The following is a 13,808-nucleotide window of genomic DNA, read 5'->3' as shown; positions in this document are numbered from 1 at the left end:
GCAGCGCCCATTGCGCGCTGTGGGCGCGCAGGCGCGCGCTGCGGCGGGTCAGCAGAAACGCCGTGCCGCTGCCGTCATCGCCTTCGGTCAGCGCGATCGCGACCGCCGCGCGCTTCAGCGTCGGCGCGGCGTCCGCGGGCGCCAGGCGTGCGAATGCGGCACAGAGCTCTGCGATATTCCGCCGGGTGGCATCGTCAAATGTGCGGGCCATTGACCTTGACTACAACACAACAGCGTTTGATGAAATGACTGCTAGCACATGCCTCCTGCGATCAATCATCAGCAAGCAACGGACCCCACCTCATGACGGCCAAGGCCGCGGACAAACTCAAATCCGACGGCTGGAAGATTGCCGAAACCACGGGATTCCTGACGTTGATCGGCCCGTTGTGGGAACGGTTGAAGGACGGCGCGCTTGAACTCGCGCTGATCACCGAGGACAAGCACCACAATCGCCGCGGCCTCGTGCAGGGCGGGGTGATCATGACCTTCGCCGATCGCGCCTGCGGCATGGCCGCACGCTTCGTCTCGGGCAAGCCGACGCTTGCGACCGTGCAGCTCGACACTCATTTCGTCGAGGCCGGCAAGATCGGCGAGATCCTGACGACGCGGCCGCGCGTGGTACGCTCGACCCGCAGCCTGATCTTCATCACGGCCGAGGTGACCGTCGACAAGCGCTGTATCGCGATGGCCAACGGCGTGTTCAAGATCCTGAAGAACGACAGCTGATCCTGTCATTCCGGGGCATCGCGCAGCGATGAACCCGGAATCTCGAGATTCCGGGTTCGATGCCGGCGCATCGCCCCGGAATGACACCGGAGGGAGTGCCAGATGCAATATCGCCAGCTTGGCCGCAGCGGCCTGAAGGTCTCGCCGATTTGCCTCGGCACCATGATGTTCGGCGGACCGACCGACGAGGCGACCTCGGCGCGGATCGTGGCGAAGGCGCGCGAGGCCGGCATCAACTTCATCGACAGCGCCGACGCCTATAATGGCGGCAAGTCCGAGGAGGTCGTGGGGCGCGCGATCTCCAACAGCCGGTCGAACTGGGTGCTTGCCACCAAGCTCGCCAATCCGATCGGCGACGATCCCAACCACGGCGGGCTGTCGCGTCGCTGGGTGTTCCAGGCCGCCGACGAGAGCCTGAAGCGGCTCGGCACCGACTACATCGACGTCTACTATCTGCACAAGGAAGACCACGCGACGCCGCTCGACGAGACGGTGCGCGCGATGGGCGACCTGATCCGCGCCGGCAAGGTGCGCTATTTCGGCGTCTCCAACTACCGCGCCTGGCGCGTCGCCGAGATTTGCAACATCTGCGACCGGCTCGGCATCGACCGTCCGGTCGCGAGCCAGCCCTATTACAATGCGATGAACCGGATGCCGGAGGTCGAGCATTTCCCGGCCTGCGCCTATTACGGGCTCGGCATCGTGCCCTATAGCCCGCTGGCGCGCGGCGTGCTCACCGGCAAATACGCACCCGACGCGGCGCCGCCCGCGGACACACGTGCGGGGCGCAACGACAAGCGCATGATGCAGACCGAGTGGCGGCCGGAATCGCTCGAGCTCGCGCAGGAGATCAAGCGCCACGCCGAGAGCAAAGGCATCACCGCCGGGCAGTTCGCGGTGTCCTGGGTGCTGAACTCGTCGTTCGTCAGCGCCGTGATCGCGGGGCCGCGCACCGAAGCGCAATGGGACGACTATATCCGCGCGCTCGACTACCGCTTCACCGCCGAGGACGAAGCCCTGATCGACCGCCTCGTCGTCACCGGCCATCCCTCGACGCCGGGCTTCAACGACCCCGCCTATCCGATCGAGGGACGCCGGGCGCGGACCGGATAGCATCGCAGCGTCGGCGCTCGTCTCGGCAACGCCGAAGTTACGTTTCGTAGCTTCCGAATTGCGCAAGCGTCGCGCAGTCAGGGCATGGAAATGCTGATGCTGGTGCTGCAATGACGGCATCCAATGTACTGGACTGGATCGTGGCCCTCCTCGTCTGCTGGGCGAGCCTGACCGCAATCTTCGAACCTTCGCGCGGTGCCTCGCAGTGCGACGTGCCCACCGCGACAAGCAGCGCGCCGCAAGTCGCACTGGCGGCCCCGACGCAGGCGGAGTTCGAGGAGATCATCCGCGACATGAAGCTGCATGATTGAACGGGATCGGCAAACCGCGAAAACCTTCCTCATCGTCCTCCAAATGAAACAGGGCGGCGCCGAAGCGCCGCCCTGCCCTGATTGCCGTTTGCTCGCCGCTTACTTCACGAGGTCGAAGCGGTCGGCGTTCATCACCTTGGCCCAGGCCGCGACGAAGTCCTTCACGAACTGCTCCTTGGAGTCGGACTGGCCGTAGACCTCGGCGAACGCCCGCAGCTGCGAGTGCGAGCCGAAGATCAGATCGACGCGGGTGGCGGTCCACTTCACCGCCTTGGTCTTGCGGTCGCGGCCCTCATAGACGCCCTGGCCGGCATCGCTCCACACCGTGCCCATGTCGAGCAGGTTGAGGAAGAAGTCGTTGGTGAGCGTCCCCGGCTTGCCGGTGAAGACGCCGTGCTTGGACTTCTTGGCATTGGCGCCGAGCACGCGCAGGCCGCCGACGAGGACCGTCAATTCCGGTCCGGTCAACCGCAGGAGCTGTGCACGGTCGACCAAGGCCTCTTCCGGCTGCAGGAACTGATGCTTGCCGCCGATATAGTTGCGGAAGCCGTCAGCCCGCGGCTCGAGCGGAGCGAACGATTCGACATCGGTCTGGTCCTGCGTCGCATCGGTGCGGCCCGGCGTGAAGGGGACCTTCACACTGGTGCCGCCGTCGTTGGCCGCCTTCTCGATCGCAGCCGCGCCGCCGAGTACGATCAGATCGGCCAGCGAGACCTTCTTGCCGAACTCCTTCTGGATGGCTTCGAGTTTGCTCAGCACGCCCTTGAGCTGCGCCGGCTCGTTGACATCCCAGTCCTTCTGCGGCGCAAGGCGGATGCGTGCACCATTGGCACCGCCGCGCTTGTCGGAGCCGCGGAACGTCGAGGCCGAGGCCCAGGCGGTCGACACCAGCTCGGACACCGACAGACCCGAGGCAAGGATCTTCGCCTTGAGCGCCTCGATATCCTTGTCGTCGATCGCGGCGTGATCGAGCGCCGGTACCGGATCCTGCCAGATCAGCGTCTCCTTCGGCACCAGCGGGCCGAGGTAGCGCTGGATCGGACCCATGTCGCGGTGCGTGAGCTTGAACCAGGCGCGGGCGAAGGCGTCCGCGAACTGATCCGGATGCTCATGGAACCGGCGCGAGATCTTCTCATAGGCCGGATCGAAGCGCAGCGACAGGTCGGTGGTCAGCATCGTCGGGACATGCTTCTTCGACGGATCGAACGCGTCCGGAATGACGGCGTCCGCGCCCTTTGCCGTCCACTGCTTCGCACCGGCCGGGCTCTTCGTCAGCTCCCATTCGTGCTTGAACAGGTTCTCGAAGAAGTGGTTGCTCCACTTGGTCGGGGTCTGGGTCCAGGTGACCTCGGGACCGCCGGTGATCGCGTCAGGGCCGACGCCGGTGCCGAACTTGCTCTTCCAGCCGAGACCCTGTTCCTCGATCGCGCCACCTTCCGGCTCCGGACCGATCAACGACGGATCGCCCGCACCGTGGGTCTTGCCGAAGGTGTGGCCACCGGCGATCAGCGCGACGGTCTCCTCGTCGTTCATCGCCATGCGGAAGAACGTCTCGCGGATGTCCTTCGCGGCGGCGACCGGGTCCGGATTGCCATTCGGGCCTTCCGGGTTGACGTAGATCAGGCCCATCTGCACCGCGCCGAGCGGCTCGGAGAGCTGGCGCTCGCCGCTGTAGCGCTCGTCACCGAGCCAGGTGCCTTCCGGACCCCAGTACAGCTCTTCCGGCTCCCACACGTCGGCGCGGCCACCCGCAAAACCGAACGTCTTGAAGCCCATCGATTCCAGCGCAACGTTGCCGGCGAGGACCATCAGATCGGCCCACGAGATCTTGCGGCCGTACTTCTGCTTGATCGGCCAGAGCAGCCGGCGCGCCTTGTCGAGGTTGGCGTTGTCCGGCCAGCTGTTGAGCGGGGCAAAACGCTGCTGACCGGCACCGGCGCCGCCGCGACCGTCGGTGATCCGATAGGTGCCCGCCGAGTGCCAGGCCATGCGGATCATCAGGCCGCCGTAATGGCCGAAGTCGGCCGGCCACCATTCTTGCGACGTCGTCATCAGGGCCGTGAGGTCCTTGATCACGGCGTTGAGATCGAGGCTCTTGAATTCCTTGGCGTAGTCGAAGCCCTTGCCCATCGGATCGGACAGGCTGGAGTTCCGATGCAACACCTGAACGTCGAGCGTCTCCGGCCACCAGTCACGATTCGTGTGCCCGCGAGGTCCGCCCGTGAATGGGCATTTGCCCGCGCCTTCGTCGGTTTTTGCGTCCATGTTTCTTCTCCGAGGTGATGGATTCTGGAATGTGCTGGAGCTCTTCCAAGAACGATTCTACGCGTCCCAACCCATCAGGTGAAATTGACTTTAATGATCGCGGCAATAAGATAATCTGATGATAAATGTCACACTCCGGCAACTCAGATATTTCGATGCGCTGGCGCGCCATGGGCATTTCGGACGTGCCGCGGAGGCCTGTTCGGTATCGCAGCCGGCGCTGTCGATGCAGATCCGCGAAATGGAACAGGCGGTCGGCGGCGTGCTGATCGAACGCAATGCACGGCAGGTGACGCTGACGGCGTTTGGCGAGGACCTGCTGCGCCGCGTGCGCGACATCCTGCGCTCGGTCGACGAGCTCGGCGACTTCGCGCGCGCCTCGCGCGACAAGCTTGCCGGGCGGCTGCGGGTCGGCATGATCCCGACCGTTGCGCCATATCTGCTGCCGAAGGTGATCGAGAACCTGGCGCGACTGCATCCCGAGCTCGACATCCATGTCCGCGAGACGCTGACGCCGAAGCTGATCAAGGAAGTCGCCGAGGGTCGGCTCGACACCGCGATCGTGGCGCTGCCGGTATCGGAACCGTCGCTGACCGAGGTCGCGCTGTTCTCGGAAAACTTCCTGCTGGTGCGGCCGGGCGAGGACGCCAAGACGCCGGTGCCGAGCGCCGAGATGCTGCGCGAGATGCGGCTGTTGCTGCTCGAGGAGGGCCACTGCTTCCGCGACCAGGCGCTGTCGTTCTGCAACATGCAATCCTCGCCGCCGCGCGAGGTGCTGGACGCGAGCTCGCTGTCGACGCTGGTGCAGATGGTCGGCGCCGGCATCGGCGTCACTTTGATCCCCGAGATGGCCGTGACGGTGGAGACGCGCTCGGCGCCGGTCACGGTCTCGCGCTTCAAACATCCGCAGCCCTCGCGCACCATCGGCATGGTCTGGCGCAAGACCTCTCCGCTTGCCGCGCAGCTCCAGCAGATCTCCGAAGTCGTCAGCCTCGCCGCCCGCGCCCTACGCGCGCCGAAGCAGGATGGCGCCAAGGAGCCGGCGAAACGTGCGGGGCGAAGGAAGGTGGCGTGATCTCGCGCGTTGAGGCGTAGTCGACGCGCGATGCTGACCACACCCACAAGTGTCGTCCCTGCGAAAGCAGGGACCCATACTCTGCGGCGTGTGTTGTGAGAGGGGCTCGTCGTTCCAATAGCGCGAGCCAATCGGCATTGGTGGTTATGGGTCCCTGCTTTCGCAGGGACGACAGCAAGTTTGTTGCACGGCCGGTGACTCACACATCCGCGTTCTCGCGAAATGAATCGTCCGATTCCGTAGCCCGGATTACCGAAGGCGTAATCCGGCGCACGCTGCGGTGACACGTGACGGCGGATTACGCAGCGCTAATCCGCCCTACGAAACTGCCGTTCCGGCGCGCGTAGCACGGCGAAAGACGCGCCCCCTACTTCTCCAGGTACTTCTTCATCTCGGCAATCAGGCCGTCGCGCAGTTCGGGGCGCTTGAGGCCGAAGGCGATGTTGGCGCGGAGGAAGCCGGGCTTGGAGCCGCAATCGTGGCGCTCGCCCTCGAACTCGACGCCGTAGAACTTCTGCGTCTTCGCAAGACCGATCATCGCATCGGTGAGCTGGATCTCGCCGCCGGCGCCGCGCTCCTGCGTGGTCAGGATGTTGAAGATCTCCGGCTGCAGGATGTAGCGGCCGGTGATCGACAGGTTGGACGGCGCGGTGCCCTGCGGCGGCTTCTCGACCATGCGGTCGACCTCGAAGATGTTGCCGGTGCGTTTGCCGACGCTGCAGATGCCGTATTGATGGGTGAGTTCGTCGGGCACCGCCTCGACCGCGATCAGGTTCGACTTGTCACCAAGCCTGCTCGCGGCGTCGATCATCTGCTTGAGGCAGCCCGGCGTGTTCAGCACCAGCTCGTCCGGCAGCACCACCGCGAACGGCTCGTTGCCGATGATATCGCGCGCGCACCACACCGCGTGGCCGAGCCCGAGCGGCGCCTGCTGCCGGGTGAAGCTCATCGCGCCGGCCTCCGGCTGGTTCTGCGCCAGGATATCCTGCTCGGTCTTCTTGCCGCGCTGCGCCAGCGTGGTGTCGAGCTCGAACATGCGGTCGAAGTGATCCTCGATGACACCCTTGTTGCGGCCGGTGACGAACACGAAATGCTCGATGCCGGCTTCCCGGGCCTCGTCGACCACGTACTGGATCAGGGGCTTGTCGACGATCGTCAGCATCTCCTTCGGCATCGCCTTGGTGGCGGGCAGCACGCGGGTACCGAGACCGGCGACGGGGAACACGGCTTTGCGGATCTTCATGGGATTATCGGAAGCCTTGAAATGGGTGGGACGGCGGCACGAAATGAATCATGCCTTTGGTACCCCGTTTTGCAGCCGCCAACAAAGGCGGATGTGTGGTGCGGCTTAATTCCGCCGTTCCCGTCAGCCAATGCGGGCCGCAACAAAATCTCGCCCTTGTTAAGTTATTGGAAACCGTGCCGGGGCCTTCTGGAACAGCACGATTTTGACAGGCACACGACAAATGCGCGCGGTGGGAACATCAAGGACCAAGCTTTTCGGCGCGAGCCTGATCGCGCTGGCCCTGCTGCTGCCCGGCAGCACGCAAGCCCAGTCGGCGGGCAACGGCCTGACCAACCTGATCGACAGCATCTTTTCCGGACCGAACGCGACGCCGCCGCAGGCCGCAACCGGACAGGACGGCGCGGCACCGCCGTGGAGCGGTGAAGACGGCGCCTCCGGCCATCCGCTGATGACCGCGGCGGCGATCCGCCAGGCCGCGTCGGACTTCCCGAACTGCGTCGCAGCGATGTGGCCAGATGCCGCACGGCGCAACATCACCCAAGAGAATTTCGAGCGCTTCACCGCCGGCCTGACGCCCGATCTGCGCATCATGGACCTGATGGATTCGCAGCCGGAGTTCACCAAGGCGATCTGGGATTATCTCGACATCCTGGTCAGCGACGCCAGGCTCGCCAAGGGCCGCGAGATCCTTGCGAAATACAAGCCGCAGTTCGACGCCACCGAGAAGGCCTATGGCGTCGACCGCTACATCATCGCGGCGATCTGGGGCATCGAGTCGAACTACTCGACCCAGATGGGCGATCGCAACGTGGTGCAGTCGACCGCGACGCTCGCCTGCATCGGCCGCCGTCAGGCCTATTTCAAGGACGAGTTCCTGTCGGCGCTGGAAATCCTCAACCGCGGCGATCTCAGGCCCGAGCAGATGCGCGGCTCCTGGGCCGGCGCCTTCGGCCCGACCCAGTTCATGCCGACCGCGTTCAAGCGCTATGCCGTCGATGGCGACGGCGACGGCCGCCGCGACGTCGTCGACAATCCGAGCGACCTGATCGCCTCGACCGCCAACAATTTGAAGAAGGACGGCTGGCAGACCGGCGCGAGCTGGGGCTACGAGGTCGTGCTGCCGCAAGGCCTCAATTACATGCTGGCCGACCGCGCCAAGGCGATGCCGCTGTCGCAGTGGGAACATCTCGGCGTCAAGCGGCCGGGCGGCCAGCCGTTCCCGCGGCCGTCCGACAAGGCCTATCTGCTGGCGCCGGCGGGCGCCGAGGGGCCGGGCTTTCTGATGCTGCAGAATTTCCGGGTGATCATGAAGTACAACCCGGCGGAGGCCTATGCGCTCGCCATCGGCCATTTCGCCGACCGCCTGCGCGGCGGCCAGCCCTTCGCGCAGCCCTGGCCGCGCCAGGAGCGGGTGCTGTCGCGCGCCGAGCGGCTGGAACTGCAGCAATTGCTGGCCCAGCGCGGCTTCTACAAGGGCACGCCCGACGGCCAGTTCGGCGGCCAGACCCGCGAGGCGCTGCGCGGCTTCCAGGTGTCGATCGGGGCACCGGCCGACGGTTTTGCCACCGCCGAGGTGCTGGAGCGGCTCAGGGGGCGGTAGGGCTGAACCGGCTGCCCCGTAGCCCGGATGGAGCGCAGCGAAATCCGGGGGTTCTCGCCGTGCGGCTGGTCTGGTCCCGGATTACGCTTCGCTCCATCCAGGCTACGGCTCTCCCTCCCCCGCAAGCGACACGGTTCCGTCGGGGCGACATTCGCCCCCCTCCACCCCGAAAGTAACCGTGAAATCCGATATTTGCCGCCGACCTTGACGGCGGCCGGAGGCACCCGATTTATGGTGGAAAAGCTGCCCGCTTGCGGCCCGATTCCGCTAGTATGCTCACGTACTTCCAGATCATTTGCGACCGAACGCGATGCGAGAGCCAAAGTCCTTTTTGCGCATATTCACCGAAGCCGGTCCGCTGGTCGCGCTGACGGTTACGCTTGCGCTGTTGATCGGCATCGCCCAGCCCGCCTCGGCGCAATTCTTCGGCTTTCCCGGCTTCGGCGGCGGACCGCCGCAACCACAGCGCCGCGCTCCGCCGCAGCACGGCGGTGGCGGCTGGTTCGGCGGCGATTTCTTCGCGCCGTTCCAGCAGCAGCAACCCCAATCATCGCAGCCGCAGCGGCCGCGCGAGGATTTCTCGCGCGCTCCGGCACCGGCCAAGCGCGAGGCCGCCGCCGAGCGCAACGTGCTTGTCATCGGCGACGCCATGGCCGACTGGCTCGGCTATGGCCTGGAGGACGCCTATTCCGACCAGCCCGACATGGGCGTGATCCGCAAGCACAAGACGGTCTCCGGCCTGATCCGCTATCAGCCCAAGGGCGACCCGGCGGATTGGGCCGCGGCCGCGAAGGGCATTCTCGCCACCGAGAACCCCGACGCCATCGTCGTGATGCTCGGCCTCAACGATCGCACCGCGATCCGCGAATCTGTCGTGGAGAAGAAGGTCGACAAGAAGGACGAGAAGAAGGACGCGCGCGGCAAGCCGGAGGCCAAGCCCGGCGACAAGCCCGATGCCGCCGCCAAGAATGACGGCAAGGCTGAGGCCAAGCCCGCCGATCCCGAGTTGCCGGCCGACGACGCCGATAACGATCAGCAGGCCGCGCCGGAAAAAACCGCGCGCTCGCCCAACGGCCTCTATGAATTCCGCGACGACCGCTGGGTCGAACTCTACGGCAAGAAGATCGAGGAGCTGATCAACGTGCTGAAGAGCAAGGGCGTGCCGGTGCTGTGGGTCGGCCTGCCCGCGATCCGCGGCCAGAAGGGCACGTCGGACATGCTGTTCCTCGACGCGCTCTATCGCGACGGCGCCGGCAAGGCCGGCATCACCTATGTCGACGTCTGGGACGGCTTTGTCGACGAGGCCGGCCGCTTCATGCAGAAGGGCCCGGACTTCGAAGGCCAGCCCCGCAAGCTGCGTACCGATGACGGCGTGTTCTTCACCAAGGCAGGCGCGCGCAAGCTCGCGCATTATGTCGAGCGCGAGGTGACGCGCCTGCTCGCGGTGCGCTCCGGGCCGATCGCGCTGCCCAGCGAACCGGCGACGCCGGATACCAGCGCCGAGCCCGGCAAGCCCGCGCCGCGGCCGCTGGCGGGCCCGGTGCTGCCGCTGGTCGCCTCCACGGTCGGCACCGATCAATTGCTCGGCGGACCGGGCTCGCGGCCCGCCGCCGTCGATGCGCTCGCCGCGCGCACGCTGGTGAAGGGCGAGGCGCTGGCGCCGCCCGCCGGCCGCGCCGATGATTTCGTCTGGCCGCGCCGCGAGATGGGCCGCGAGCAAGCCAAAGGCGATGTGCCGGTTGCCGCGACCACGCCGGCCGCGCCGGCGGGCGGGCCGGCCAATCCGCCGCCCTCGACCACGGCGATCGCGCCCGACGGCTCGATCATCACCGCGCCGAAGCCGCCAAGGCGCGCGTTCCGTCCGGCCCAGACCCAGGCCCAGCCGCAACAACAGCAGCCGCAGACACAGCCCTGGCTGCGCGATCTGTTCGGGTTCGGCGCGCCGCAGCAGCGCCCGCTGGTCGCTCCGCCGCCGCGCCCGCCGCGCGGTGTCGGACAGCGGGCCGCAGTGCCGGGGAATCCGTGGCAGTAGGCGGCGCGCACGCGCGACAAGCTAGCTGATGGCTGGAAATTTGCGGGAAACTTGCACGGCGGGTCAGGCGAAGCCGTAACCCGCCGTGTCTTGCGCGGCGTCTCGCACGGCGAGAGGGCGGGTTACGCTATCGCCAACCCGCCCTGCGATTTCATCGTATGGCTCAACCGTAATAGCGCCAGCGCGACGGCGGCGGGCGGCGCGGCTGGCGCGTCATCAGGAGCGCGAGCGCAAAGCCGATGCCGCCGGCGATCAGCAGAGATCCCAGCGGGTTCTCCTGCACCGCATGCGCCATCGCCTTCTGTCCGCTGCGAACGGTCTCGCCGCGATGCTCATAGGCGTCCTTGGCGTAGTTGACCGCAGTGTCGGCGGCGTCGCGCGCGGCATCCTTGGCCTGGCCGTAGAGATCCTGCACCGAGCCCGCGGCTTCACGCGCGCGGCCCGAGGCCTGGGTCTGCGCATCGCCGGTCGCGTCGCCCACAGCGCCTTCGGCCTTGCCCGCGAACTCCTTCGCCGTTCCGAAAATCCGATCCTTGTCCATCGTCACGCTCCCTGATCTGTCCGGGAGCTAACCGGGAAACGGCGCGCAGGTTCCTGCGGTTACAGGATCAGCCCACCGTCGACGACGATGGTCTGGCCGACGATGTAGGACGCGAGCGGCGAGGCCAGGAACAGCGCGGCGCCGGCCATGTCGGCGGGCGTGCCGAGACGCTTCAGCGGAATGCGCTCGAGCGCGCCTTCGAGACGCTTCGGATTTGCCGTCGTCGCCTTGGTCATCTTGGTGTCGACGAGGCCGGGCGCGATGCCGTTGACGCGGATGCCGTTCTCCGCCCAGGCCTCGCCGAGCGTGCGCGTCAGCCCGACGGCGCCGGTCTTCGAGGCGTTGTAGGCCGGATTGCCCATGGTGGAATGATAGGCCGCGGTCGAGCTCACGATGATCAGCGAGCCCTTGCTCTCGCTCAGCATCGCCTGGAATTTGGTGGCGCACGCCATCAGGCTCATCAGGTTGACCTCGAGCACCTTGCGAAACCCCTCCATCTCGAATTCCCCACGGCGGTAAATCACCGCGCCCTGCGCCAGCACCAGCACGTCGAGCCGGTCGAACGACGGCGTGAAGGCCTCGATCGCCTGCGGGTTGCTGACATCGAGCTGCGCGTAGGCGAGGCCCTCGAGATGCGAGCCTTCCTCGGTCGAATAGTCGCTCGCCTGCGCGCGGGTGCCGCAGATCGCGACGCGCGCGCCCTTGGCGCGGAACGCCTGCGCGATGCCGTTGCCGATGCCGCTGGAGCCGCCGACCACCAATATCTGCTTGCCGCCGAAATCGAGCTCGTTCATCGCGCGTTCCTCTCTCGTGCTGTTGTCTTGATTGAGCATGATCCTTCTCGAAAAGCCAACCGGGAAACTTGCGTTAACGCGCTGCGCGCATGCCGATATGGGATCAGTGGTTTGACGTATCTTGCGATCGGTGCCAGCGTTGCCGTCTCTCACAACGCAAAAAATCAACGGGGGGTCCGTCATGTCCGAATACAAGCAGCTCAGCCGTTCGGTGAAGGGCCTCACCGTTCTCGTCACCGGCGCCGCCAGCGGCATGGGCCGCGCCACCGCGCGGGTGTTTGCCGATGAAGGCGCCAATGTTGCGGTCACCGACCTCACCGAAGAAGGCACGCAGACGGTGGCGAAGGAGATTTCGTCAGGCGGCGGCTCGGCGAAGGCCTGGACGCTCGACGTCAGCGATCGCGACGCCATCACCAAGGTCGTCAACGACGTCGCCGCGCATTTCGGCGGGCTCGACATCATCGTCAACAATGCCGGCATCTCGGTGCGGGTGCCGATCGACGATCCCGCTTATGAGGACGCATGGGCCAAGGGCATTGCGGTCATGCTGACGGCGCATCCGCGCATCATCCGCGCGGCACTGCCATACCTGCGCAAGTCGCGCTCGCCGCGCATCGTCAACATCGCCTCGACCGAGGCGCTCGGCGCGACCGCGCTGCACAGCCCCTACTCCGCGGCCAAGGGCGGCGTCACCAGCCTGACCCGCTCGCTCGCGGTGGAACTGGGACGCGAGGGCATCACCGTGAACTGCATTTGCCCGGGCCCGATCCGCACCGCCATCACCGACCGCATCTCCGAGGAGCACAAGACGCTCTACGCCAAGCGCCGCACCGCGCTCGCCCGTTACGGCGATCCGGAAGAGGTCGCGCACATGACGCTGAGCCTGTGCCTGCCCGCCGCATCGTTCCTGACCGGCGCCGTGATTCCGGTCGACGGCGGGTTGATGGCGCGGAATGCCTGACCCGCGCACGGCCCGCGAGCGTTGACAGCGCGCGCGCGGCGAGTAGCCTTCTCGTCAAACGAAGCGGGAAAACCGCCCGCGACAGACGGGGAGATACGCCAATGACGGTCCTGATCCGGCAGCTTCACAAGCATTTCGTCGGCGAGGTTTCCGGCGTCGATCTGCGCAAGCCGCTGACGAAGCAGGAAGCGATCGACATCGAGGCCGGCATGGACAAATACGCCGTGCTCGTGTTCCACGGCCAGGACATCTCCGACGAGCAGCAGATGGCATTCGCGCTGAATTTCGGCGAGCGCGAAGATGCGCGCGGCGGCACGGTGACGAAGAAGCAGGACTACCGCCTCTCCTCCGGGCTGAACGACGTCAGCAATCTCGGCAAGGACGGCAAGCCGCTGCCGAAGGATCACCGCACCCATCTGTTCAATCTCGGCAACTGCCTGTGGCATTCCGACAGCTCGTTCCGGCCGATCCCGGCGAAATTCTCGCTGCTGTCGGCGCGGGTGGTGAACCCGAAGGGCGGCAACACCGAATTCGCCGACATGCGCGCCGCCTATGACGCGCTCGACGACGAGACCAAGGCCGAGATCGAGGACATGATCTGCGAACACTCGCTGATGTATTCGCGCGGCTCGCTCGGCTTCCTCGACTACACCGACGACGAGAAGCAGATGTTCAAGCCGGTGCTGCAGCGCCTGGTGCGCACGCATCCGGTGCACGGCCGCAAGTCGCTGTATCTGTCGTCGCACGCCGGCGCCATCAGGGGCATGAGCATGCCGGAGGCGCGGCTGTTGCTGCGCGACCTCACCGAGCACGCGACGCAGCCCGAATTCGTCTATGTGCACAAATGGACGGTGCACGACCTCGTGATGTGGGACAACCGCCAGACCGTGCACCGCGTCCGCCGCTACGACCAGTCGCAGCCCCGCGACATGCGCCGCGCCACGGTCGCGGGCACCCAGCCGACGGTCGCGCAGGAAGCGGCGGAGTAGCGGTCGCGAAGGCTGTCGTAGCCAAACCACCGCTGTCGTAGTCGAACCCACAGCTGTCGTCCCGGGCAAGCGTAAGCGCGACCCGGGACCCATAACCACGCAGCGCCGTTGTTGCGCGACGCTGTGGGCCCCAGCGCGGTGCCGCATTGCAT

The 13,808-nt window shown here is 66.3% G+C and carries 12 protein-coding genes and 1 pseudogene; 8 read left to right on the top strand and 5 right to left on the bottom strand.

Translation table 11 applies throughout. The features are described from left to right. A pseudogene (locus AKL29_RS46005) lies at window positions 1-145 on the bottom strand (NUDIX hydrolase); the annotation flags it as partial. A gap of 158 nt (window positions 146-303) precedes the next feature. Between AKL29_RS46005 and AKL29_RS34505 the strand changes: the two are divergent. The 3 genes from AKL29_RS34505 to AKL29_RS34495 all read left to right on the top strand — a co-directional run bounded on the left by AKL29_RS34505 (window position 304) and on the right by AKL29_RS34495 (window position 2,153). Continuing rightward, entirely contained in the window at window positions 304-729 is a 426-nt protein-coding gene (locus AKL29_RS34505; protein ID WP_028334748.1) for a PaaI family thioesterase, read from the top strand. Window positions 730-831: 102 nt separating this feature from the next. Beyond that, window positions 832-1,842, top strand: a complete 1,011-nt coding sequence (locus AKL29_RS34500) for an aldo/keto reductase (RefSeq protein ID WP_050387233.1) — start codon at window positions 832-834, stop codon at window positions 1,840-1,842. Between the two features lie 110 nt (window positions 1,843-1,952). Then, a complete protein-coding gene (locus tag AKL29_RS34495; protein ID WP_050387232.1) occupies window positions 1,953-2,153 on the top strand; it encodes a hypothetical protein in 201 nt (66 codons plus the stop codon). Window positions 2,154-2,252: 99 nt separating this feature from the next. On the opposite strand, the gene katG is transcribed toward AKL29_RS34495, so the two are convergent. After that, complete coding sequence (gene katG / locus AKL29_RS34490) at window positions 2,253-4,418, bottom strand: catalase/peroxidase HPI (protein WP_050387231.1); 2,166 nt, start codon at window positions 4,416-4,418, stop codon at window positions 2,253-2,255. Between the two features lie 118 nt (window positions 4,419-4,536). On the opposite strand from katG, the gene AKL29_RS34485 reads away from it, so the two are divergent. Further along, entirely contained in the window at window positions 4,537-5,493 is a 957-nt protein-coding gene (locus tag AKL29_RS34485) for a hydrogen peroxide-inducible genes activator (RefSeq protein ID WP_050387230.1), read from the top strand. A gap of 367 nt (window positions 5,494-5,860) precedes the next feature. Here AKL29_RS34485 and galU read toward each other — a convergent pair whose 3' ends face one another. After that, the gene (galU, locus tag AKL29_RS34480) at window positions 5,861-6,736 is read right to left on the bottom strand and encodes a UTP--glucose-1-phosphate uridylyltransferase GalU (protein WP_050387229.1); all 876 of its coding nucleotides are present in this window, start codon (window positions 6,734-6,736) and stop codon (window positions 5,861-5,863) included. Window positions 6,737-6,959: 223 nt separating this feature from the next. Here galU and AKL29_RS34475 point away from each other — a divergent pair, with 223 nt between their 5' ends. Both AKL29_RS34475 and AKL29_RS34470 read left to right on the top strand, forming a co-directional pair. Continuing rightward, complete coding sequence (locus AKL29_RS34475) at window positions 6,960-8,339, top strand: lytic murein transglycosylase (RefSeq protein ID WP_050387228.1); 1,380 nt, start codon at window positions 6,960-6,962, stop codon at window positions 8,337-8,339. A 310-nt stretch (window positions 8,340-8,649) separates the two neighbouring features. Next, entirely contained in the window at window positions 8,650-10,371 is a 1,722-nt protein-coding gene (locus AKL29_RS34470) for an SGNH/GDSL hydrolase family protein (RefSeq protein ID WP_028334741.1), read from the top strand. A 163-nt stretch (window positions 10,372-10,534) separates the two neighbouring features. Here AKL29_RS34470 and AKL29_RS34465 read toward each other — a convergent pair whose 3' ends face one another. Continuing rightward, complete coding sequence (locus AKL29_RS34465) at window positions 10,535-10,912, bottom strand: CsbD family protein (RefSeq protein ID WP_050387227.1); 378 nt, start codon at window positions 10,910-10,912, stop codon at window positions 10,535-10,537. Between the two features lie 59 nt (window positions 10,913-10,971). Further along, entirely contained in the window at window positions 10,972-11,706 is a 735-nt protein-coding gene (locus tag AKL29_RS34460; protein ID WP_050387296.1) for an SDR family NAD(P)-dependent oxidoreductase, read from the bottom strand. A gap of 181 nt (window positions 11,707-11,887) precedes the next feature. On the opposite strand from AKL29_RS34460, the gene AKL29_RS34455 reads away from it, so the two are divergent. Together AKL29_RS34455 and AKL29_RS34450 are read left to right on the top strand one after the other, a co-directional pair. Next, on the top strand, window positions 11,888-12,667 hold the full coding sequence (locus AKL29_RS34455) for an SDR family NAD(P)-dependent oxidoreductase (protein ID WP_050387226.1): 780 nt from the start codon (window positions 11,888-11,890) through the stop codon (window positions 12,665-12,667). A gap of 101 nt (window positions 12,668-12,768) precedes the next feature. Further along, window positions 12,769-13,656: a TauD/TfdA dioxygenase family protein gene (locus AKL29_RS34450; protein ID WP_050387225.1), complete on the top strand. Its 888-nt coding sequence runs from the start codon at window positions 12,769-12,771 to the stop codon at window positions 13,654-13,656. Window positions 13,657-13,808 lie beyond the last annotated feature (152 nt).

The sequence above is a fragment of the Bradyrhizobium pachyrhizi genome (assembly GCF_001189245.1).
In the GTDB taxonomy this organism is placed as follows: domain Bacteria; phylum Pseudomonadota; class Alphaproteobacteria; order Rhizobiales; family Xanthobacteraceae; genus Bradyrhizobium; species Bradyrhizobium pachyrhizi.
The sequence above is the reverse complement of the archived record's forward strand: the minus strand, read 5'-3'. Positions and strand labels throughout refer to the sequence as shown.